Here is a 21944-nt window from a genome sequence, read left to right on the forward strand (position 1 = left end):
GGTTCGGTCAGGGCCGGGAGGAAGTGACCGGCTGGCGGTGCTGCTCGCGCAGCTGAGCCATCAGCGCGGTCAGGGTGTCGCTGGACAGCGGGATCTGCTGACCTCGGATCGCCTGGGCGACCACCTTGCGGGTCAGTTTGTCCTCGGCCCTGACCGCCGACCGGGCGATCGCCAGCAGCTCCTCGGTGTCCGGGTCAGGACGCCGGTCACCAGTCGACCGAGCGGCCCGGTCAGTGACCGGCGGCGAGGTGACCGGCCGGGCACTGACCGCCGCCGGGCTGTCCTGGTCATCACCGACCGGGGCCGTACTGCTGGGGCGGTCAGTGACCGTCCGGCCCTTGTCCGCCTGTCCCGACAGGTCAGGGTCACCGTGGCTGCGGTGGTGGTGGTCGGTGACCGACTGGCCGCTGGTCGCCGGGGTCGAGTCTCCGGTCACTGACCGGGCGGCGGTGTCCTCGTCGGTCGGGGACAGCGGCAGCCGGTCGGTCAGAGCGGTGACCGCCTGACCGGACTTGACCTGACCGGCCGCTGACCGCTGCTGACCGGCTCGGTCGGTCCGGGTGACCTCGATAGCGTCGCTGCGGTCGGTCTCACCGAGGTGACCGGGCTGACCGAGGTTCTGCCGGCCAGAGTCCTCGACCGGGCCCCGGGCAATGAGGATGTAGAGGTGGACCGCTCCGGCCAGTGCGAGCGGGGCGATGGTGGAGAGCACCGCGACCACCGCGTCCCCGAGCCGGAGACCGGTGCCGGCGACCGCGTCCTGGTTGATCCGCACCGCGTGGAGCGCGTTGGCCCAGATGCTGGCGGCGGTGGCCGTGCCGAAGAGCGTCCAGACGTAGAGCCGGGCGCGCAGTGGTGCGTTGCGCAGGACCAGGAGGGCTCGGATGCCGTAGGCGATGAACCCGTCGATCACCAGGGGGAACAGGTAGGTAAGGAAGCCTCGGATGTGGATGGCCACGGCCATCTGCTGCAGGGCGTCGTACGACAGCGCGCACCCCGCGCCCCCGAGCGCCACGACAGCCGCGCGGTCCCACCCGGATATGTGCGCCGTCTCCGGCGCGCTTGCGATGTTCATGCCGCCGTCCCGAAGTCGTCGCGGATCAGGCGCTCGCCGCTGGTTTCGGGGGGTGTGGTGTTCGTGGTGGGCTGGTTCAGGGTTCGGTTGCGCTCGGCCCGGCGGATCTCGCGGTACCGCTTTTTGGCGTGCTCCTCGGTGACCTTCAGAAGCCAGGCCAGGCGCTGCTCGCTCACCCCGTGGCGGTAGGCCGCGTACTCGACCGCGCGGCGTTCCGTATGGGTGAGGTGCACGTCGCGTCCGGCGATGGTGGCATTGACGCGGCTGTAGTCGAGGCGGCTGGCGAGCTTGTCGTGCAGCGGCCCGCGCTCCTCTTCCGTCAGGCCGCCACGGATCCCGTCGGTGTCACCCCCTTCGAGAGCGGCGTCCAGGCAGGTGCGCCGGACCGGGCACTGGTCGCACAGGGCCTTGGCCGTGGCGATCTTGGCGGTCTCGTCGGGTTCGGGAAAGAAGACTTCGGGGTCCACCGGGTTGTACTCGGTGCTCTGGCAGACGGCGTCGGCCTGCCAGGTCTGGTCGCCGAGCTGACGGTGCTGGGCGGGGCCGTTCATCGTGCTGGTCATGCGGGGTGCTCCGATCGCTCTCCGCGCGCAGGGGCGTCGGCGGAGAGGTGCGCTGGCGGTAGGTGCCCGGGGGGCGGCGGTGCGAGGGCGCGGTCCGGCGGGCTGGCCTGGGGAGGGTCAGGCGGCGGCGCTGTGGCGTCTGCGGTCGACGGCCTCGAACTCGACTCGGGTGGTCATCTGCGCGAGCCTGCTGGCGACTCGGTCCCCGAGGTAGGAACGCAGGTCCTTGATCGCCAGGTTGGTCGTGATCAGCGTGGGGAGTTCGTAGTTGTACCGCCGGTTGATCAGCCGGTAGGTGATCTCCTCGACCCACTCGCTGGCCTTGGCCGCGCCGAGGTCGTCGATGATCAGCAGCGGGCACCGGCTGACGGCCGCCAGCTCCCGCTCACTGTCCACCCCGGGCCGGGGGCGGAGATCGGCGTAGAGGTCGGCGGCGGTGGTCGCCCGCCAGCGCGCGCCGACCCCGCTCTGCACCAGCGCTCGGACTGCGCCGTACGCCTGGTGTGTCTTGCCCGCGCCGACGACCCCGGCCATCAGCAAGCTAGGGCCGGTGGTGACCTGTCGTCGGGCTCCTCGGCTGGGGGCAACGGCCGCGTCGGTGACCTTCCGGACCCACTCCAGGACCGTGGGGTGGTCGGCGACAGCCGCTTGATAGCGCGGGGGCACCCCGGCAAGCAGAGCGTCCAGCGGTGAGAAGGGCTCGGCGTCGTCCGGCAGCGCGGCGTCCGCCGGGTCGATGTTGCGGGCGGCCAGGATCCGGGCCATGCGCTCCAGCGTGGCTTCGTTGCCGAGGAGCTGGGGTTCGCGGTGACGGGTGTGCATCACAGCTCCTCGGCGTAGGCGGCGGAAGCGTTGGCCGGGTTGGTCCACGCCTGGTGGGCGGGCACGTTAGGCCGGATTCCCGGCCGCGCAAAACCGCCGGGGCGAGCGTTCATCGCCTCGTTGACCATGCTGGTCAGCACGCTCGGGTGCTTGGGGTTGGCCGTGAAGTTCGCCAGCCCGGCTCGGATGTGCGCCGGTGCGATGCCCTCGTCCAGGAGCTTCTTGATGATCCGGCCGAGGTGCCCGATCACGTCGCTCGGGGGGCGCTGGTCGCACCCGGCGACGTACTCCCCGACGAGGTCCTTGGCGGAGATGCCGGCTGCGGGCGCTGTGCGCCCCGTAGGGACAAGAGATCCAGGATCCAAGATCCTAGATCCAGGCGCCGAGCCTTCGGGGAGGCTTCGGGGAAGGTTCGGGGAGCCGCCAGAGGCAACCCTCTGACCTGCACTTTTAACTCCGGTCCGCCCGGGTGCGCTGCTGGCTCCATCAGCGGCGTTCTGCCGGTCGGCGCTTGGCCCGTCTGCCTGTTCCGACACCGTCGAGGAGGGTGCGGCGGGCAGATCGAGGGCTCGGGGTGCCCTCGCCGAGGTCTCAGCGAGTCCTCGGGAAGTGGTGGGCGAGCCGTTCCCCCGCCGGGAGCAGGAGCCCTTGCAGGGGGCGCACCGGTCGGCAGCCTGGTGCTGCGGGCACGAGGGCAGGCGCGACTGGCTCGGCTTGTCGATCTTCTGATGCTCGGCCCAGGTCACGATGTGGAGGTAGAGGCGGCCGTCGCATCCGGTGTATCGGCAGATCAGACCGGCATTCGCGAGCTGGTGGAGGTCGTCTTCGACGTGGACCGAGGTGTGCTCGGCGCGCAGGGGCCAGAGAAGCCCCGCGATGATCGCGGCGTTGTCCCGGTGGCGGCCATGGTCGTCGGCCTGGGTGAGCAGGCCGAAGAAGGTCCGCTCGGCCGCCACGGTCACTTCGGCGAGCGACTCGGACGTGAACGCCTCCGGCTTGACGGTTCGGATCCGGGCCATCTCAGCGGCCCCGCTCAGCGGCGACCAGGTCGCTGCGGGTCAGGGTGGCGTCGGCGAGGCAGAAGGTGTGCGGGCGCATCCAGTCCACCTCCGGCCAGACCCGCAGGATCCAGCGTGCCGCGACCCTGGCGGTCGGGCGCCCCAGCTCCAGGGTCCTTCCGGCCTCGTCCTTGACGACGGCGTGCAGATGAGGCCACGTCTGTGTCGGGTCTGTGAGGCTGACCCGGATCGTGGCCGCCCCCGGGATCATGTCGGCGAGCTGTGCGGCGAGGCGGCACGGACGGCCGTCGTCCGCGCAGGCCGGGCTTCCGCTCGGCGTGGCGAGCATGCGATACTCCGTTGTTCGAAGGAGCGCGGTGCGGCGGTCTCGTGCAAGAAGCCCTGCCGCCCGCGTGATGTGTAATTGGCACCCTCGGGGTGCCAGCCCGGCGCTTGGGAGTTGGTAGCTCCTCGGCGCCGGTTTCAGTTTCGGGGTCAGATCACGGGTCGTATGCCGGCATCCGTCCCGCCTCCTTTTCGCTGGTCATCGGCCCCATTCCGGGGCGCTGCCCGGCGTGGGACGACGAACATACGTAGACCCCGCGGACAAGTCCATCCCGTTGTCCGGAAGATCGTTTGCGGTCGTCTTACTCCGTGTCGGCCGCTCTCAGGAGGGCGATGCCGACGTGGATCCGTGCCGCCCGGCAAGCACTGCAAGCGCTTGTCGCGTGAGCGGTTATGGCATACGAATATGCACAGAGGTCCCCCAGGGCTCGGCACCGTAGAATCGGGCCTGATCAACAGGTGCGATACGGAAACGTACGTCAGTTTCGAAAATGCATCAACCCTGGCTTACAGTTGACCCCGACACCGAGCCCATCGCCATCTCGCACCAGGAGTCCCCGTGCCCCCTCGTCAGTTCGACGGCAGCCGCGTGCGTGCTGTCCGCCGACGCAGGGACATGCACCAGAGGCAGCTGGGTGAACTGGTGGGCGTCAGCGGTGCCACCGTCGCACGGTGGGAATCCGGGAAGGATTTTCCCAAGGGCGAGAAGCTGCCGGCGATCGCCAAGGCGCTCAACGAACGGCTCGACGAACTGTTCCCCCACGACGGGCCGCCGGACCTACAGCTCCTACGCTGTGACGCCGGTCTCAGCGTGGCGGAGGCCACCGAAATCATCGGGGCAAGCCGGGGGCCGGTGAGCAACGCCGAGTCCGGGCGGCGCAGGCTCAACGACAGCTATGTGAAGCCGCTGGCGGCGGCGTACAGGGTGACCGAGGAGGAGCTGCTCGCGGCGCAGGATCGCTCGTTCGGCATTCGCACCACCGCCCCACAGGGCGATCAAGAGGCCGCGCCTCGCACGATCGGAGAAAAGATCAACTTTCTCCTGCAGTACGGTTCCACCGGCGAGGAGGCGCTTTCCGACGCGGAGATCGCGCGACTCGTCAACGAGCATGCGCCGACCGCAGCCGTCACCGCCGAGGGCATCGGCGAGCTGCGCGACGGAACCGAGACCGCGGCATCGGATGAAGTGCGCGCCGGCCTGGCACACGCCTTCCAGGTCCCGGCCTGGCTGTTCGGCGATGACGCCGAACTAAGCCCCATGGTCCAGGAGTTCCTAGAGGCTGTTCGCTTCATCGGCTCGATTCACCAGGGACACATCCTCGGCCTGGCCGCACGCGGCAGCGAGATCCTCTCCCGGAGATCGATGGCCGACATCAACAGGCTCGTAGGAGAGCTGCGACACGCTCTGTCCGAGGTTCAGGACAAAGAGTAACCTCGCTAGCTAGTAACGGGCGGGTGGAAATCAGTTGCGGTACCGCCGCCTTGCGGGCGCGACCGAGGACCCCTGACCGCCTATCGCCCCTCGGCTCTGACCGGGCCAGCCCACTTCTCGGACCGGATGCACGAAGGGACTACGGCTCGGCCTCCCTGGAGGCCGAGCCGTAGTCCCTTCATACGGACGGAATCGACGCCGATCTACGAAGCGGTCAGGTCGACGTCGAACAGCTCGGACAGGGCTGCGACCGTCTGCTTCGGATCCTGGTTGTGCACTCCCGCGAGGCCGAGCTGCTCCGCTGCCTGGACGTACGCCTCGGTGTCATCGACGAAGACGCACTCTTCGGCAGGCAGGCTCATCAGCTTCAGCGTGGCCTCGAAGAGCTGTGCGTCGGGCTTACGCATCATGTGGTGCTCGCTGATGACGACGACGTCGTACAGCTTCTCCAACTCGTAGCCGGCATACAGGTCCCACGGCTCCAGGCCCACGGAATTCGACAGGATGCCGACCTTGATCCCGGCCCGGCGGGCTGCGGCGGCAGCGTCGATCAGCAGCGGCTCAGGTCGGAGGTCGCCGAAGATCCTCCCCATCAGCCCGTCCGCAGGCACATTCAGCATCCTGCCGGCGAACTCGTTCCACTCGCGCTGGGACACCACTCCGCGTTCCAGATCGCTGGTGATCCGGACGCCCTCCGGGTCCTTGTACAGGGCAGTGAGGCAGGCCCCCTGGGGAAGACCTTCACGCTGCTCGAACGCCAACACAGCGGGCAGCAGGGGGGTGGTGAGAACGCCTCCGAAATCAAGAATGAGGCCGGTACGGCGGTTGGACATGCGGGGAACTCCATTGCTGAGATTTCGGACGCCTATCCAGACCGGACAGCGTCACGGACCCGGCGTACATGGCGGTCGCAGAAGCTGCGCATCGCAGGCCAGGAAGTGCACTTACGGGGCGGAGCAAAACCTCTTTTTCCGCCTTGCCCACGGTACCAGTCGCGACCGCACGCCCGGTGGTGCCGAATCTCACGCAAGCCTTACAAGATCGCACCTCTGTGTGACAGGGCGCACACGCCGGAAACACGGATACGGCAACCCGACGCATCCCGTGCTCCAGAACTACCGCCGAGATTCCGATTCCAACTTCTGGGAGTCAAGAAGAACTTCTCGCGCTTGGTCACCGGTGATCTGCGTGTAGACCGTGCTGACTCGCACGTACCACGCAGCTTCACTTTCGGTGTCCACGAACGGCTTGTCTCTCATCAGGGTGGCCGAAGACGGCCTGACGCATTCCGCGTTAGCGGCAAGAAGGCCAGCCTTTATCCAGTACGCCTCCGCAGCAGGCTCGGGATCGGAGTGTGGGGACGCCTTGTCCTCCGCAGCAAACATCAAGTCGCATGGCACGTAGTAGCGCAGTTTCTCGCAGGCGTCTGATATATCCTGCGTCCATCGGTCCAAGCGAACATCAATGGGGACGCGAAACTGCAAAAGTTCCGTGATCCGTCGGCCGGGCGGGTACAGACTTGTTCCGGGAAAAGCTTCGACTAGATCGAACCAGAGCGGATAGATCAAGTTCAGGGTTCGGAACGTCTTCCATCGCGCAGCAGCCGCGCGGGTCGTCGGGATGCTTGCACCTACTGCGACGATAACAAAAAGAAGATTCATCCAGATCGCAGTGGCATCGACCAGAAATCGCACCGTCGATTGCCTGAGAGGGAATACTACGGCACTCCACAAGATGGCAATTCTGGCTATCGTGTGAACGAGTCCCATCCACATCGCGAAACCCATCAGACCGAGCCCGATGCGCATGCTCGTGCTCTCAGCTCGGTGTGCCGCCCTCGTCCACTGATAGCCGCATACGGCGGTGGTGACTAGCGGAAAGAAATAGAACACGGTCATGTAGACCGCGACGCCCCATTCTCCCGCATGGTCAACGAGGAAGTCCTCACTCGGCCGATCGCGTTGGACAACGGTAAAGAAGAGGATCGCGAGCAGCACCACGCCGACGGCTCCGGCCTTGTACGACGCTCGGGCGATCCACCGCGAGAACGCCACGTGCCTGGGTACGACCGCCTCAGCGGTCTTGCCGTAGCTGGTGGCGACATAGGTCAGAGCCGCCATGATCGCCGCCGTGCTGGCAAAGTGCCGGAGCAGGGCGCTGAGGTCGACCACCGGAATGCGATCGACCGCGTCCATCGCTGCTGGTGTGTATAGACACAGGGCCACTGCAAATCCTGCATAGCCGCCCCAGAGCGCCCTACGATGTGCATCGCCATATCTGACAGCCGGGAAACGCCAGATGGAGATCAGCGTCATTACTGCCGCAGTGAAGTATTTGAAGAAGTCGAACACGGAATCAGTCGATCTATAGGCGCCACACCTGTCGCCGCTCACGGGCCCTGCAGAGTGCAGACTTGGTCAGTGCGAGATTGCGGATCGTGTGGTGCTAGCGCCGACGCCGCGGCGGGGCAACCGGATGCGCCAACGAATACTCCAACAGGCTGATCACATCGTCTCCGGTAGCAGACTGGCGACGCGCCAGGCGCTTGATCAATGACGCTGAAAGCTCAGCTTGCTTCTCCTCGTGACTGTCGAAATCGACGCGCGCTTGAATGAGGGCTGATGGGTAGCGCCGAAGCACTTCTTGCCGGATGCGCTCAGGGACGTAGCGCTCGATTTCAACGGCCGTTAGAGAGGTGCCGTGATCCATCCACTCATGCGCGATCTCATGGAGGATTATGTGTTCTGTTTGATTTCTGCTTGATCGGCGACGATAGAGAATGATGGTTACCTCGGGAGTTTTCACCCGAAGGCCGCACGCTGTCCCCAGTCCCCCGTCGGGGTCGTCCAGTGGGACCAGCTGGATCTGACGCCCCAGCGCGCTTTCCATATTGCTCACCAGGGTCTCGACACTGAAGGGGGATGGTATAGGGAGATCAGCGAGCTTTTTCTCGCATTCCCTCACAAGGGCGCGACGTGAAGGGTCCCTACGCCAACGCATAGTCGCTCCATTCATGCTCACTGCGGACCCCATACCTCAACGCGCGTACGCGAGGCGCTGGCAGGCCGGATCCTGTATTCGATGCGCACGACGCCAGTACCGGCACGCGCTTTGCGCACCTAAGCGTACAAGGGGTATTACGTGATCTTGCCGGAAGGGCATGTTGCGAAGGTCACCCCCGCACCATTCGACACATTATCGTTTCAAGATCAAAGGCGGCGGGCGCACGTAACAATCCAACTTGGATTCATTCTCTGGGATGATGCGCTCCGCGCATGGTGAGCGCATCCCATCACGCGTGGCTCTGCCCAATCGAGTTGGTGTCCCGTCGCTAAGAACCCGCCTCAATCACCTAGTTGAAGGGAGAGAGGGTGAACAGAGCGCTCCGCATTGCCTATTGCGGGCTTCGCCCGTGGGACATGGACCGTCTGTACGGCGTATCCGGGTTCCACTTGCGGCCCGGGCCGTGCACAGAAGGGGCAGCGTCACTGCTCGTCAGCCACCCTTCGCAGCCAGCGGCGCGTCTGGCGCCGGTTTGCCAGCAGCACCACGTCGGTACCCGAGTTGAACTCGTTGATCTTCGCCATCACGCGGGGTCGCATCATGCGCCGGTACGTGGCGACGTACTTGATCACGCCCCAGTGAATGCGGTTATGCACCCCGTTGCCCTTGTGCCCGGCTCCGTGCCGGACCTGCCGGGAGAAGATCCCGTACAGCGCCGCCACGGTCGACACGTCCATCAAGACCACTGTGTCGCAGGCTTCGAGCCGTACCTGCAGCGTCGAGTTGTAGTTGCCGTCGATCACCCACCGCGGCTCCGCGACCAGCTCGCTCTGCACTCGGGTGAACTCGTCCATGGGCAGCGCGTTCCACTCGTCGTCGTAAAACGCGGCATCCAGGTGCGTCACCGAGGCATTGAGGATCCTCCCGAGCTGGCGGGCCACGTGGGACTTGCCGCTGCCTGCGCAGCCGACGATGGCGACCTTCTTCATGGTGCTCCAGCGTAGAGACAACAAGTGCTGGGTCGCCCGACTGTCGATGCGCACGTCGACGGGCCGGGCAGCGGGCTCTCGGCGCGCAGGCCAGCGGGGAGGCGTGAAGCGTCCAGGCCGTCGCACCGTGCGATGAGAACGCCGAGTTCATGGCGGCTGAGGGCATCTGCCCGCGGCGTGTTGTACTGCTGCGGTGCCGCGCTCCGCGAGCTCCAGCAGCGCGGCGGCCAGATCCGAGACGTGGATCGGGCAGCGGACGTCGTCGGTGAACAGGTTCCGTTGGCGGGGCCGTCGACGAGCTGGTGCACTAGGCACTCGTGCACGGAACGCGCGTCCCCGATGATCATGGATGTGCGGACGACGGCGGATGATGAGCGTTGTCACACTCCCTGGCTCCCCTGGTGATCGACGCCGTGCAGGATGGCCGCCCGGGCCGCCCAGGCCAGGATGCTCTGCCCCCGCATGGACAGGCCCAGCCGGTTCCAGTGGAAGATCACGTGGTAGCTGAGCACCTGCCGTAGGCCACGGTCCAGCGTCCCGACCTGTACGGCATGGTGAAGTTCTTGCCCTGTGCCTCGGAAGGCGCCGACCCACTCGGAGACGGGCTCCAGCAGTCCGCCGGGGCGCAGCAGGACGTCGCTGTCGGCGATGAGCAGGGGCCGGATCTCTTGGGCGCGAGTGTCGAGCCGGTCTGCTGGGACGTCGCCGACTGCCGAGCGGTGCTCTTCCGTGATGACGCGATGCCAGACGTCTCCCTGCTCGTACCACTCCAGGCCGGCGGCGCGCATCATGATCGTGCAGAGGAGGACGGACAGCTCGCGCGGCCCCACGGCCAGGTCCGCGCGGTGCCTGAGCTGCGGCGCCTCTCGGCTGTCGGTGATGAACAGGGCGTGCGCGGCCGTCATGCTCGCCTCGCCCCCGAACGCTGCGGTCTCGGGCTCGTAGATCCCGGGCCACCAGCGCACGAGGTGGCCGTCGGCCACAAGGCGGTGCAAGCCGAGTCGGTCCAGTCCCTCCGCGGTTCCGATCTTGGCGCCGATCCCCGGCCGGACGCGGAGACGCAGGCGCCAGCAGGGGTGCTTCCTGGTGTACCACCAGCCGACGATGAGGCCGGCGGTCTCCGCCTCTTGGAGCAGGGGCAGGACGTGCGCGGTGAAGGTCTCGTCGGCTTTCGTCCAGTCGGTGAAGTGGAGGTACACCTGCCACCAGTCGTCCGTGGAGGCGTGCCGGGCCAGGGCCTCCCGGCCCGCCTGGTCGTAGACCGCTAGGGCGTCGGACAGGGTCGTCGGTTCCATCCCGTGCCGGGCTGCGACTTCGGGGATCGGCGGGCCGGTGAGGGCGGCCGTGACCGCGCGGTGGATCGGGCTCGGCTCCGTCGAGATCAGTTGATCAGGAGACATGCGTCCCATCCGGTGATCGGGGCCTGCTGTGAGGCGTGGGTGGTCAGGGCGAGCGCGGTGCCGGCGGCACCGTTGATCAGGCCGGGCTCGGGAAGGCCGGGCCGGGCGCTCGCGGCGAGGGTGTCACCGAGGCTTCTCGGGAGGGCCTGGAGGCGGGGGTCGACGGCATCGGCGGCGGCGCGGGTGGCGGTCTGGTAGATGCCCGCCCAGCCGTGGCACAGGCCCGAGTCGGTGACCTGGGCGAGCTGTTCGGGGTCGGTCAACGCCCGGTACAGGGCGTCCTCGTAGAACGCCTGGACGTCGGGGGCGTGCAGGGCGAGCCCGGCGAGTTGCCCGGCTCGTGCGATTCCGGTGGTTCCGTAGCACCAGCTCGGCCGGGCGGGAGCGTCGTGGTGGGGACGCCCGAGGTCGAGGTCGCGGCGCGAGATGTGCTCGGGCCACCAGGGACCGGAGGGGCTGAGCTGGCACCAGGTGTCGAGGTGTTCGCAGATGCTCCAGATGGCTTCGCGGTGGCCGCTGACGGTGATGCCGCGGCGCATGGCCTGGGCCAGCAGAAGGAGCGGGCCGGTGATGCCGTGGGCTGCGCCGAAGTTGCCGTGGCCGCCCGGGAAGTGGGGGGATTCGCCCCGGGCCGGGTCGTGGCGGACCCACCAGCCCGGCAGGCCGCGGCCGTCGGGTGCGAGGGGGCGGGTCAGGGCGACGAGGTACTTCAGGACTCGTTCGAGGGGAAGCCCTTCGGGGTCGGTGCGCAGGAGGTAGGCCCCGATGCCGGTGAGGCCGTAGAACAGGTCGTACTCGGCGAACGTGGGCAGGTCGCCCACGCGGATGCGGGTGAGCGCGGCGTCCACGCGGCGGTGGGTCAGGTCGGTGATGTGCTGGTGCAGGGTCCGCCGCGCCGGTTCGTACAGGTGCTGGAAGGGCGGCGGGACGGTGGTGAGGACGAAGCCGAGGGCCGGGGCTCCGAGGAACAGTCCCGCGGTGTCGGCCGCGCTGATGTGGCCGGCCGCCGCGGCGGTGATCCACCGGTGGGCGGGGCGCCAGGAGCCGCCGTGACGGCTGACCGTCTCGATGTGCAGCAGGCTGATCCCGGCGGCGCCGTCGGCGAGGGACTGCACTACCCACGGCTCGTCCGGAGGCGGGGGAGCGGGTTGGGCGAGGTGGGCGGTGTACTGCTCCAGGATCGTCGCGGTGGTAGCGGCCGGCGCGGTCATCGAGCCGCCCTCCGGTGCTGGAGGGCCGCGGTTCGGACGAGCCGGATCGTGGTTTCCTCGGCGCGCGGGTCGACGCCCAGGGCCCGGACGTGGTGCTGGTGCAGGAGCGACCGGGCGACGTCGAGCGGGTCGCGCTGGTCGGTCAAGGCCGTCCGGTAGGTGTCGACGGCGGCGGCGCGAGCCCGCCACGCTTCGACAACCGCAGGGCCGCCGGGGAAGGCCGCGAGCACGGAGTTGCCGTTCGGCGCGGCGAGTTCGAGTACCTGGGCACGCAGGGCCCGGTTCAGCCGCCCCGTGCCCTGGGGGAGGTTGCGCACCAGCCACTCTTCGGCCGCCGCGGTGTCCGGCGCCAGGGGGGTGACGAGGTGCAGGGCGCTGGCCGCGGCGAGGGCCTGCGGGGCGAGCGCGTCGGTGCGCTCGGTGAGCTGAATCTGCGCGAGGGCGACGGCGGAGTCCGCGGCGAACACCCGGTGCGCGGCGTCCATGGCCGGCCCGTGGCCGAAGCGCCCGGTCTGCGGCTGGTAGGGAGCCAGGACGAGCCCGGCCGCCAGACCGGTCCCGTGCAAGCTGTCCGCCCACCTGCGGACGTGCTGGGCTGCTGCCCCGTACGCGCCGAGCGGCAGATGCAGCGTGAGGACGAGGTGCTGGTCAGCGTCCGGGCGGGCCATCTCCCGGTGCCGGGTGAACCACCAGAGGGGCGGGACGTCGCCGAACGCGGCGAGGAGGCTGGGCAGGTGGCGGCTCAGGATCTCGTCGTAGCGGCGCGGGTGGGCGTGGAGCTGCGCGAGGAGGACGTCGCCGGCGCCCGGAAGGTGCCGATCGGGGGCCGCTGACGGAGCGGTGCGCGGCCGGGGTACCTCGGCGGCCGGCTCCGAGCGGCCCAGGGAGAGCCAGATCTCGTGTGCCCGCCCGATCCAGTCGTGGGCATCTGCGTCCGGGACCTCGCGCAACTCCAGGCGCCGAACGTTGTCGAGGTGCGCGCGCAGCGCCCGGCGGTGGACCGGGTGGGACAGGTCGAGGGGGAGGCGCTGGTCGTACTCGATGATGGCGACCTGCACCGGGACCCGCAGCCGGTTCCGCCAGACGGTGAGGGCGTTCTCCCACTCCTCGGTCGTGGCTTTGCGGCCGGGCAGGTCGTCGGCCATCAGCAGCCATCGGGCCTGCGTGAGTATGGTGCGGCGGTAGCGCACCCGCGGGAGGAACGGAAGCCGGGAGCCGGCGCCGAAGTCGAACGGCTTGTAGGCGGCGAACCGTCCGTTGGCTACTTCGGCGAGAAACCGGGCGAGCGGCGGGGTCTGCGTGCCACCTTCCAGGGCGTGTAGGACCCGGACGTCGATGCGTCGGCCGGTGGAGAGCTGTACGAGGTGGAAGCTGCGCGGGTTGGCGGTGACGGCGATGTCGGCGAGCGGGATCGTCGTCTCGTCTGTCTCCTGGTGGCCGGACAGCTCGATGACGTGGGGCAGCAGCCGCGGCGTGCGGGTGACGTTCTCGTTGCGGTGGCGGCGCGGTGGGAAGACGAGCTGCGCCGTGAGGCTGTTCGGCGCTCCGTAGTACGTGGCGGCGAGCGCGTCCTGGTGCTCGGGCGGCAGGGCGTGGGCGAACCGGCCGGCCATGCTGCTGCCGGGCCGGGGGACCGCGGTGAGGAGGACGTCGAAGGCGCCGCTGGAGAGTGCCCGGGTGCTGGGGGAATGGACTTCGAAGGCGACCTCCACCCGGGGTACGAACAGCCGCTCGTCCTTCCCGGCGGCCTTCTCCAGGGCGTCGACCATGTCGTCCGTTAGCCGCAGTTCACGGCCGCCGTCGAGGAGGACTTGCTGCATCAGCGCGAGCAGCAGTTCGTCGCGGTCGGTGCGCACCTTCAGGGCGGCGCCGCGTTCGGAGCCGACGTATCCGGCGGGCAGGCCCAGGCCGCTGTCGGCGACCAGGTCCATCACCGGCACCAGGGCGCCGACGCCGTACCGGGCCCGGAAGCGGCGGTGGTAGTCGCGCCAGTGCTGGTAGCCGTAGGGCTGCGGGGTGGTGCGGTAGAGGGCCGAGACGGCTGCTTGCGCTTCCGCGATCACGGCCTGCGGGAGCTGGGTCTCGCAGTCGAGGGCGGTGTCAATGAGCAGCGGTGTCGGCGTGACGGGGGTGAGGGCGCGCATCCGCGTGGCGACGATGCTCACGCTGGTGTCGGAGAGGGTCGGCTGGTGCGCGGACAGCTCGTCGCGCAGGGCGTACAGCTCGTGGACCAGGCCCCGCACTTCGGGGATGCTGCCCGCTTGGAGCCGGTCCAGTTCGCGGCACAGGTGCTGGAAGGCGTCCACGGTGGTCATGGGCGCCCACAGGCTGGTGATGAGGAACTGCTGCTCGACCAGGCTGGCGAGAAGTGCGTCGATCTTCTCCGGAGTGGCCTGCGGAAAGCGGGCGCGCAGGTCGCCGTGGAGGCCGCTGTAGGGGACGGGGGTGCAGGCCGCGGCCATGGCGGCGGCCACCGGCCGGGCGTTGCGGACGGATATCTCGACCGGGGCCAGGAGGACGGCGTGGCCGTCGGAGGGCGGGCCCGGCGCCACGAGCCGGTCACCGCGAGCGCGGGCGGCGTTGTTGGCGACGACCGGTAACCGCTTCAGCAACGCCGGGGTGCGCTGGAGCCGGAGGACCATGTCGGTGACCCATTCGGCATCCGGCCGGATCAGCGTGCGGTGCTTGTCGCGCCATCGCGCGCTCGCGCGGGGCCCGACGGACACTGGGGCGGTGCCGGCGAACAGGCCGAGCGGGGTGGGCCGGTGCTGCCACCGAAGGAGGTAGGAGACGGTCGACAGTGCGGTGCGGCGCACCTGACGGGGCTCGGTCTGCCGGCCCCGGACGACGGCCTCGATGGCGTCGGACAGGACGGGGGTGGCCAGCTCGAGCGCGCTGCGGAAGTCCTCGCGCTGCCAGATGCGGTTCAGCCATCCGCGGGTGACGGCCACGTTGTCCAGGTCGAGGGTGCGGGGGATGTCTGCCGGCCCGGGGCTGGTGGTGGCGCGCAGCATCGCAACGCCTTGCCACAGGTATCCGGCGGCTGCTCGGGAAGCCATGAGGCCCTTCCATGAGGCGGCGCGGGAGGGGAGAGGGGCCTGTGGGCCGGGCGAAGCGCTTCGCCCGGCCCACAGGTGAGAGGGTCGGCCTGGATCAGGCCGGGTCCTCGGTGAAGGAACCGCAGGCGGAGGCACCGGTCGCGCAGGTGGTGCCGCAGCCGTCGCCCGTCGAGCACATGAGGTGGCCGTACGAGTGCTCGGCGATGACGACCTTCACGTCCAGGGGCGCGAAGTCGTCGTCCAGGTCCGCCGACGCCGCGGGCGCGACCGGGGGCGGGGCGAGAGTGGCGCTCGTCATGTTGGTGCCCTTCTTCTCGTTGGGGTGGTGCGGGATGACCTGGCTCCCGGTGTTACGCCGAGGGCCAGGAGAGCGAGACCCGGCTGTGCACCTTGTCGATGACCCGGTCCGCCGGGATCTGCTCATCGGGGGTGCCGGCCGGATAGACCCGGATGACCGGGCTGGGACCGCCGCGCCGGTTGGCCTCCCAGTCGCGGAGCACCCCGGCGACCTTGTCGGCGAACTGCTCCGCGTGCGGGCCGAGGGCGTGCACCCCGTACTCCAGGTGCTTGTTGTCCTCGGTGCGACGGGTGACGAGATAGGCGAAGGTGTCGTCCTCGACGGCCGCGAGCGCGAACCGCTTGTTCACGGGAGCGACCAGGCCCGAGTCCGAGTTCTCATCGACGGCCATGGTGCAGAAACCCGGCAGGCTGATCGCCATCGCCATCTGCAGGGTGTCGATGAGTTCCTGGATGCGGACGGAGACGCCGGTCCACAGCTCATGGCGCGGGAACGTGACGGCGTTGTCGAGCCGGTGCGGGTCGGCCGGCAGGCCGTCATCGAACTTGAGACCGATCTCCGGGGTGCCGTTGACGAGGAGGAGTTCTTCCCGGTGGGCGGTCGAGCCCTGCATCGGGACGAAGCCGCAGATCTTCGCCGACTCGCTCTCCAGGAAGAGGCCGTGCTCGCCCTTGACCTGGATGAAGGAGACCGACCGGGTCAGGCCGCGCATCCGCAGCGGGACGACGAGCCGGCCGCCCTCCTTGAGCTGCGCGGTCCAGGCCGGGGAGATGTCCCAGGCGCCAGCGGTCACCATCACGACGTCGACCTCGCCGAGGTCCGGGACGGGCTCGGCGGCGTCGGCGGTGACGACGTGCACCCGGCCGTAGCCGTGCTCGTCCAGGAGACGGCGCGCGCGGTCGGTGACGACGGGGTCGATGTCCACGGTGACGACTTCACCGTCCTCGCCGACGAGTTCGGCGAGGTAGGCCGCGTTCAGCCCGCCCGAGCCGATCTCCAGGACCCGCATCCCGGGCTTCACCTGGCCTTGCTCCAGCATCATGGCCTGGATCTGCGGGGCGGAGACGGAGCTGAGCTGCACACCGTGCTCGTCCGTCTTGGTGATCACGGCGGCGTAGGTGTCGTACGCCTTGTCCAGCGGCGTGTCGGCGGGGGTGAACTCGTGCCGGGGCACCTTGCGCATCACCGCTTCGATCTCCGGGGAGGAGATGTTGCCGTCCGCGCGCAGCTCGTCCACCACCTTGTTCCGCAGGCGGGTCGCCTCGTCGGGCTCGACGGTCGTGTTCGTCATGGACTTCCTTCGGTCGTTCGTGTTCAGGGGAGGAGGTAGGTCGGCACGGTGTGCCGGTGGGCCGGGAGGCTATTGGCGAACGCTCTCCGTTCTTGCCGGACCGCCGAAGGTTGGCGGTTTCGTGCCGGACGGCGCGCGAAGGGCTCGGCGCCGGTGGTGAGCCGCCCAGGAGTCCCGTCCGTATCACTCAGGGCCCCCGGGCGGCCCTCTAGGCGGCGTGTACAAGATCGTCCAGATTGACGACCTCGAAGTCCCGCAGTTCGCGTATGAGCTGGCTCGCCAGGAACCAGCCCAACTGGGGGTGTCCGTACGCCACGGGCGCGTCATCGTCGTCGGCGGGAAGGGGTTCCAGGCCACTGGCGGTGAGGCGGTACCGGGTGCCGACGACGCCCCAGGGCGACGTCGCCCGCGCGCGGAAGGCGATGTGCCCCCTCCGCAGGTGCGGGCACAGCTCTATGGCCGGCCGCAGGTGCTTCATGCACACCGGCGGCTGGGCCGTCCTCACCGGCTCACCAGCACGGTGGGAAGCACCTTCGGCATCCCCGGCGAGGAAGATGTAGCCCTGGTCGGTCTCGGCCGGGCAGAAGCTGACCTGGCACCGAAGCTGCTCCATCGCTTTCCGCTGCCGGGCGGGGTTGACCATGCGCCACTGCGGCTTGCCCGTCGGCTTCCCGGCCGCGTTCAGCGACTGGGAGCACCGGGCCCACAGCTCACCGCGGGGCCCGCGGTCAGCCGGGGTCTCGTCCTGGTAGGCGAGACGCACGGCGCCGAAGGCGTTCATGCTCAGCGTGAGTTCCGACTCCAGTCCGCCGTACTCGCCCTCGCGCTGGGTGATGTACGGGACGAGCCGGGGCGCCGCGCTGGTCCGCTTCACGCGGCTGCCCTCGCCACGTTGAGGGTCCGGTGCGGGGCGATGACCTGGCCGTCCGGCAGCAACTCACCGGTGTCCTCGAAGAGGAGCACTCCGTTGCACAGCAGGCTCCAGCCCTGCTCAGGCCGGTGCGCGAGGGGCCGCGCGGCCTCCCTGTCGGGAGCCTCAGCCGTGGGGCACGGCGGGTTGTGCGCACACATGGTGCTCGTCCTCTCGGGTGGGAAGTTGGGCCCTCTTCGGCGAGCTACGGTGCCGTGGGGGAACACGGTTCGGGCGCGGCCGAAGAGGGAGTCCGGTGGTGCCGCCGCGTGAAGGCGGCTATCGCTGCTTCGCTGTAGCCGTAGAAGCGTCCGAACACCGCGTCGTCCTCCCGCCAGTCGGGAGCGGGGTCGCCCCACTCGACGGTGTGGCAGGTGTCGCGGTACGGCGACCATCGAACGCGCAGGAGCGGGAAGCCGGGGTGCTCCGCGAGGAGGGCGTGCGTCTCCGTCGCGTGGGTCAAGAGGTCGAAGGACATGTATCCGCCGCGGCGCGGCCCGCCGACGGGAACCGCGAGGAGCGGCGCCCGGAAAACACGGACTGCTACGGCGTCCGCGAGGAGAGCAGGTTCGGCGAGACGGCTACGGAAGTGCTCGTAGTCGTACGCTTCGGCAGCCGGCCGAAGGGAGACGGCGGCGGAGTGGCGCGGCAGCGTTGCGGCGGCGGTCAGCATTCGACCTGCCCCTTGATGTAGCGAGCTTCGATCAGCGCTTCGATCAGGTCGGACGTCACGAAGGCCAGGCGGCGAGCGAGACCGACGGCTCGCTGGTAGTCGGCCGGCGTGCGCTCATCCCGGATGGGGCGTCCTCGCTCAACGAGCTGGACCATCTCCACGGTGGGCGGGTATCGCCCGTCCGCGACGGCGATGTCGCTGAGCTGCTTCAGGTGGCCGCGGAGGCGGTCGATGAGGGCGTCGGTCGTCGCGACGGGCGGCGGCTGGTTGCCGATCGTCGTGTCGAGGTCGTCAAAGACCGCCTCCACGTCGAGCGGCTTCCATTCCTTGATCCGTTCCAGGACGGACCTCAAACCCTCTGCATCGAGTGGGGGTGTCCACTGCGGTGTGCGGGGCTCGTCGGCTGGCGGGGGAACCACGTCGTTCTCCGGAACCAGAACGGTGAGGGACATCGGGAACTCCTGGAGAGGCCAAGCGCCGGCCGTGGGGGGTTAGAAGTGCTCGGTGGGTTCCGGGGTCCCTATGAAGACCCACACGTCCTTGCCCGCCGGGCTCACGGACACGGACGTGTCGTCGGCCAGGGCGCGCAGCAGCATCAGACCGCGCCCCTCTTCGGCCAGGGGGTCCGGAGACGCAAACACAGGCGGGCACGGGTCCTGGTCGCGGACGATGGCGGTGACACCGTCCGGCACCTTCTGGAGGAGCAGGCTGGCCATCCGGCACCCGTCGGCGTCCGCGGAGGTGTGCTGCAAGACGTTGGTGAGGAGTTCGTTGACCACGGTCAGCATGCGGTGCGCGGTGCCGGTGTCGATGCGCCACCAGCACAGGTGCGCCGCGACGATGTCCCGGACGGTTCCCAGGTCTTCGGCCCGGACGTTGAAACTCATGTCGAGTTGGCCGTCCACACTTCTGGACGTGGCTCGAACAGAAGCATCCCGCTCACGGGTGTCGACGAGTAGTTCCATCGCTGCTCCCTCCGTTCTGCCAGAACCCCTTCAGCAGGGGTGGGTTGCGGTGTGTACTGGTCTAGAACCGATCAGCAACCATTTAGGCAGAGCGCACCGAGAACGTGCAGAGCCTGATGCCGAGAGGTGAAGAGTTCGGCATCGACGACTTCGGGGACAGAACATGCCGCAGCCAATGAAGCAGCTCGATCCGGGAGCGTCCCCCCAGGAGTGGTTCGGCAGCGAGCTGCGCAGACTGCGCCTGGAACAAGGGCTGTCGGCCAAAGCGCTTGGTCGGTTAGTGCAGGTCAGCGACGACATGATCTTGTCGATCGAGAAGGGCAAGTACCCGAGCTGTCGTCGCGACGTGGTGCAGCGGCTCGATGATGCCCTCGGCACGGGTGGGCTCCTAGACCGGGCGTGGCCGATGGTCTTCGGCGACGGCGATGCCGATAAAAAGCGGGCTGATGCCGATAAGGCTTCCGCGCGCCGGGGGGAGGTGCGCGTTCAGGCGCCCACAGGCCGCATCCTGGGCAGAGACGAACCGACTCTTCGCCCTGGGAGCCATGAGCCCGTGATTCGACGCTCGTTCCTCGGAATCGGCGGCCTCGCCGCCATAGCCCCTCTCAACTTCACCAATGTCTTCGCGCCCGCCGAGCTGTCTCTCCCATCCCACATCAACCCGAGCCACGTCGACCAGGTCTTGGCCGTGGCCAACGCCCTCAGCGGCATGGACAACGAGCTGGGCGGCGGGGGCGTGGTACGTGACGTGGCCGCCCGAGCGATGCAGTGGTCGGCCGGCCTGCTGCAAGCGCAGTTCCCCGAGCACCTACGAACCGACCTGTTCGCCGCCGTATCGCGCCTCGGCATCGTGGTCGGCGCCTCTGCCTTCGACGCCTACCACCACGACGAAGCCACCAAGACGTTTCGATTCGCAGCGGATTGCGCCGAGGAGGCCGGCGACTGGCATCTGCGAGCCAAGACGTACTCGTTCCTCGCACGGCAAGCCGTATGGATCGGAGCCCCCGATGACGGCCTCACCTACGCCGAGAAGGGGCTCGTGCGCTCCGACCGCTTGACGGCGACAGAGCAGGCGATGCTTCACACGGCGCGGGCCAGGGCCTTCGGGAAGATGGGGAATGTCCGCGACACCATGGCGGCCGTCGGCGCCGCGGACGAAGCGTTCACCCGGGCCCGGCCAGCCGAGGACCCGTCGTGGATGGCCTACTACGACGAGGCGCAGCACAACGGGGACACGGCTCACGCCCTGTTCGATCTCGCGATCCTGGCCGGGCAGGACCCGGGCCGGGCCGCGCGCCGATTCGACACAGCGGTGAAGGGACACACAGACGCCTACAAGCGGTCCCGGGCGATCTCGCGGACCAAGCTGGCCTCTCTGCTCATGGCCAAGGGCGACCCGCGCAAGGCGGCGGCGCTCGGCCACGACGCCCTCGACGAGGTAGGCCGGCTCACCTCCCGGCGAGCTGCCGACGACCTGCGGCAACTCGGCCGCTTCGCCTCGAAGCATCGGAGCGTCCAGGAGGCTTCGGCGCTGCGAGATCGGATCGCCGCTACGGTTTCGGCATGACTTCTTCGGCAGCCGCACCGGCGCGTCACGTCCTGAAGCAGGCATGTTCCGCAGTCGGATTGGACTCCGACGGAGCGGAACCTCTTCGCCTGGCCGAGAACCAGATATGGCGGCTGCCTCATCAACGGGTGATCGTGCGGATCGCCAGGGAAGGACAGAGTGCTGCGGCAGCCCGCGAGGTGCGCGTCGCACGCTGGCTCGACCAGGAGAACGTCCCCGCCGTTCGTCTGGTCGACGTGGAGCAGCCGGTCGAGGCAGGCGGCAGACCCGTCACCTTCTGGGCAGAACTCCCCCCGCAGGAGCACGGCTCCGTTGAAGACGTCGCTCAGCTCCTCGCACAACTCCACTCCTTGCCCACACCAGACATCGAGTTGGGGTACCTCGACCCCTTCATCCGGGTCGACGAACGGCTGCAAGCGGCCACCACGATCTGCGTTGATGACAAGGAGTGGTTGCGCGCTCTTCACCGCGACCTCGTAGCAGCCTGGGCCGAGCGGCCGGCCGGTCTCCCCGACCGGGCTGTGCACGGCGACGCATGGCCCGGCAACATCGTCCGCACGGCCGACGGGGTCCTGATGATGGACCTGGAGCGCTTCTCGGTGGGGCCTCCGGAATGGGATCTCGTATCCACCGCCGTGCGCGCGAAGACCACTGGAGCCGTCAGCAGCCGCGAGTACGACCGATTCTGTGCGGTGTACGGACATGACGTGACTGCGTGGGAGGGCTACCCCATCCTCGCGCGTGCCCGTGAGCTGCGGATGGTGACGTACGCGGCGCAACACGCAGCCAGCAATGCGGAGTGGCGGAGCCAGGCGCAGTATCGGATCGACTGTCTGCGTGGTCGATCCGGACTGCGGCCGTGGTCGTGGAAGGGCATCCTCTGATCAAGGTGTTCGTGCACCTCATCCCTGCAAGCTCCCTGCCCTTACGAGACTGGCCGGAAGGCGCTGCGCCATCCTGCGCGGCGTACGGACTACGCAGCGAGGCCGTGCCGCTCGCTGCCGCTCGCCTCCTGGCCTCCCCCAGAGTGCCGGTGCTCCAAGCCCAGCAGCTTCAGCAGGTCGGCCGTGACCACTCGGTAGGCGTTCCCTAGGCGCAGCACCCTGACCGGGTACTCCCCCTGCTTGGCGAGCCCATACCCGGTGGACCGTCCGATCATCAGCGCCTTGTTCGAGGTGTCGAGATCGATCACCGCCGGAAGAGCGAGCAGCTCGTCGCTCGTCAGCCCCCGCCCCGCTCCTGCCGTCTTAGGTGCTGCCATGACGCTCTCCTGATGTTTACGCGTGCCGCAGTGACGCGAAAGGTGTATCACGGAGTTGCGGCAGCACCTTTTTGCTTCTTAG

23 protein-coding genes and 1 pseudogene are annotated in these 21944 nt (G+C 68.6%); 3 read left to right on the forward strand and 21 right to left on the reverse strand.

The annotated features are described in order from the left end of the window. Positions 1-7: 7 nt before the first annotated feature. The 5 genes from ACFUJY_RS00870 to ACFUJY_RS00890 form a co-directional block, all read right to left on the reverse strand. Complete coding sequence (locus tag ACFUJY_RS00870) at positions 8-1075, reverse strand: DUF2637 domain-containing protein (RefSeq protein ID WP_383292520.1); 1068 nt, start codon at positions 1073-1075, stop codon at positions 8-10. Further along, positions 1072-1638: a WhiB family transcriptional regulator gene (locus ACFUJY_RS00875; RefSeq protein ID WP_383292523.1), complete on the reverse strand. Its 567-nt coding sequence runs from the start codon at positions 1636-1638 to the stop codon at positions 1072-1074. Before ACFUJY_RS00875 ends, ACFUJY_RS00870 begins: the two co-directional genes overlap by 4 nt. A 117-nt stretch (positions 1639-1755) precedes the next feature. After that, the gene (locus ACFUJY_RS00880; protein ID WP_383292526.1) at positions 1756-2460 is read right to left on the reverse strand and encodes an ATP-binding protein; all 705 of its coding nucleotides are present in this window, start codon (positions 2458-2460) and stop codon (positions 1756-1758) included. Further along, a complete protein-coding gene (locus ACFUJY_RS00885; RefSeq protein WP_383292529.1) occupies positions 2460-3479 on the reverse strand; it encodes a hypothetical protein in 1020 nt (339 codons plus the stop codon). Before ACFUJY_RS00885 ends, ACFUJY_RS00880 begins: the two co-directional genes overlap by 1 nt. 1 nt (position 3480) lies before the next feature. Beyond that, complete coding sequence (locus tag ACFUJY_RS00890; RefSeq protein ID WP_383292532.1) at positions 3481-3807, reverse strand: transcriptional regulator; 327 nt, start codon at positions 3805-3807, stop codon at positions 3481-3483. Between the two features lie 555 nt (positions 3808-4362). Here ACFUJY_RS00890 and ACFUJY_RS00895 point away from each other — a divergent pair. Next, positions 4363-5235, forward strand: a complete 873-nt coding sequence (locus ACFUJY_RS00895) for a helix-turn-helix domain-containing protein (protein WP_383292534.1) — start codon at positions 4363-4365, stop codon at positions 5233-5235. A gap of 203 nt (positions 5236-5438) precedes the next feature. Here the strand turns inward: ACFUJY_RS00895 and ACFUJY_RS00900 are convergent, their stop codons facing one another. The 15 genes and pseudogenes from ACFUJY_RS00900 to ACFUJY_RS00970 form a co-directional block, all read right to left on the reverse strand. After that, positions 5439-6068, reverse strand: coding sequence for an HAD-IA family hydrolase (locus ACFUJY_RS00900; protein WP_383292537.1), 630 nt, complete (start codon positions 6066-6068; stop codon positions 5439-5441). A gap of 282 nt (positions 6069-6350) precedes the next feature. Beyond that, positions 6351-7586 carry an MAB_1171c family putative transporter gene (locus tag ACFUJY_RS00905; RefSeq protein WP_383292539.1) on the reverse strand — a complete coding sequence of 412 codons (1236 nt, stop codon included), beginning with the start codon at positions 7584-7586 and terminating at the stop codon, positions 6351-6353. Between the two features lie 94 nt (positions 7587-7680). Then, complete coding sequence (locus ACFUJY_RS00910) at positions 7681-8124, reverse strand: hypothetical protein (protein ID WP_239105447.1); 444 nt, start codon at positions 8122-8124, stop codon at positions 7681-7683. A 596-nt stretch (positions 8125-8720) separates the two neighbouring features. Further along, positions 8721-9227 carry a topology modulation protein gene (locus ACFUJY_RS00915; protein WP_383293853.1) on the reverse strand — a complete coding sequence of 169 codons (507 nt, stop codon included), beginning with the start codon at positions 9225-9227 and terminating at the stop codon, positions 8721-8723. Between the two features lie 9 nt (positions 9228-9236). After that, positions 9237-9598 (reverse strand): annotated as a pseudogene (locus ACFUJY_RS00920) (sugar nucleotide-binding protein); the annotation flags it as partial. Between the two features lie 9 nt (positions 9599-9607). Further along, on the reverse strand, positions 9608-10627 hold the full coding sequence (locus ACFUJY_RS00925) for a thiopeptide-type bacteriocin biosynthesis protein (protein ID WP_383292542.1): 1020 nt from the start codon (positions 10625-10627) through the stop codon (positions 9608-9610). Continuing rightward, positions 10609-11838 carry a lanthionine synthetase C family protein gene (locus ACFUJY_RS00930; protein ID WP_383292545.1) on the reverse strand — a complete coding sequence of 410 codons (1230 nt, stop codon included), beginning with the start codon at positions 11836-11838 and terminating at the stop codon, positions 10609-10611. Before ACFUJY_RS00930 ends, ACFUJY_RS00925 begins: the two co-directional genes overlap by 19 nt. Next, a complete protein-coding gene (locus tag ACFUJY_RS00935; RefSeq protein ID WP_383292548.1) occupies positions 11835-14897 on the reverse strand; it encodes a lantibiotic dehydratase in 3063 nt (1020 codons plus the stop codon). The genes ACFUJY_RS00930 and ACFUJY_RS00935 overlap by 4 nt, the downstream gene beginning before the upstream one ends. 94 nt (positions 14898-14991) lie before the next feature. Further along, positions 14992-15195 carry an FxLD family lanthipeptide gene (gene fxlA, locus ACFUJY_RS00940; RefSeq protein ID WP_161254880.1) on the reverse strand — a complete coding sequence of 68 codons (204 nt, stop codon included), beginning with the start codon at positions 15193-15195 and terminating at the stop codon, positions 14992-14994. Positions 15196-15247: 52 nt separating this feature from the next. Next, positions 15248-16486: a methyltransferase, FxLD system gene (gene fxlM / locus ACFUJY_RS00945; protein ID WP_383292551.1), complete on the reverse strand. Its 1239-nt coding sequence runs from the start codon at positions 16484-16486 to the stop codon at positions 15248-15250. Between the two features lie 208 nt (positions 16487-16694). Then, on the reverse strand, positions 16695-17360 hold the full coding sequence (locus ACFUJY_RS00950) for a hypothetical protein (protein ID WP_383292554.1): 666 nt from the start codon (positions 17358-17360) through the stop codon (positions 16695-16697). Next, positions 17357-17557 (reverse strand): DUF5999 family protein, encoded by a 201-nt coding sequence (locus ACFUJY_RS00955; protein ID WP_317435386.1) that lies wholly within the window; start codon positions 17555-17557, stop codon positions 17357-17359. Before ACFUJY_RS00955 ends, ACFUJY_RS00950 begins: the two co-directional genes overlap by 4 nt. Positions 17558-17601: 44 nt before the next feature. Further along, entirely contained in the window at positions 17602-18069 is a 468-nt protein-coding gene (locus ACFUJY_RS00960; protein WP_383292557.1) for a DUF6302 family protein, read from the reverse strand. After that, positions 18063-18521 (reverse strand): DUF6415 family natural product biosynthesis protein, encoded by a 459-nt coding sequence (locus tag ACFUJY_RS00965; protein WP_383292560.1) that lies wholly within the window; start codon positions 18519-18521, stop codon positions 18063-18065. Before ACFUJY_RS00965 ends, ACFUJY_RS00960 begins: the two co-directional genes overlap by 7 nt. 39 nt (positions 18522-18560) lie before the next feature. Then, on the reverse strand, positions 18561-18956 hold the full coding sequence (locus ACFUJY_RS00970) for an ATP-binding protein (protein WP_383292563.1): 396 nt from the start codon (positions 18954-18956) through the stop codon (positions 18561-18563). A gap of 253 nt (positions 18957-19209) precedes the next feature. On the opposite strand from ACFUJY_RS00970, the gene ACFUJY_RS00975 reads away from it, so the two are divergent. Then, a complete protein-coding gene (locus tag ACFUJY_RS00975) occupies positions 19210-20601 on the forward strand; it encodes a helix-turn-helix domain-containing protein (protein ID WP_383292566.1) in 1392 nt (463 codons plus the stop codon). Continuing rightward, a complete protein-coding gene (locus ACFUJY_RS00980) occupies positions 20598-21485 on the forward strand; it encodes a phosphotransferase family protein (RefSeq protein ID WP_383292569.1) in 888 nt (295 codons plus the stop codon). The genes ACFUJY_RS00975 and ACFUJY_RS00980 overlap by 4 nt, the downstream gene beginning before the upstream one ends. An 89-nt stretch (positions 21486-21574) precedes the next feature. Here ACFUJY_RS00980 and ACFUJY_RS00985 read toward each other — a convergent pair whose 3' ends face one another. Then, positions 21575-21862, reverse strand: a complete 288-nt coding sequence (locus ACFUJY_RS00985) for a hypothetical protein (RefSeq protein WP_383292572.1) — start codon at positions 21860-21862, stop codon at positions 21575-21577. Between the last annotated feature and the right edge of the window lie 82 nt (positions 21863-21944).

Source organism: Streptomyces sp. NPDC057249 (assembly GCF_042669245.1).
GTDB lineage: Bacteria > Actinomycetota > Actinomycetes > Streptomycetales > Streptomycetaceae > Streptomyces.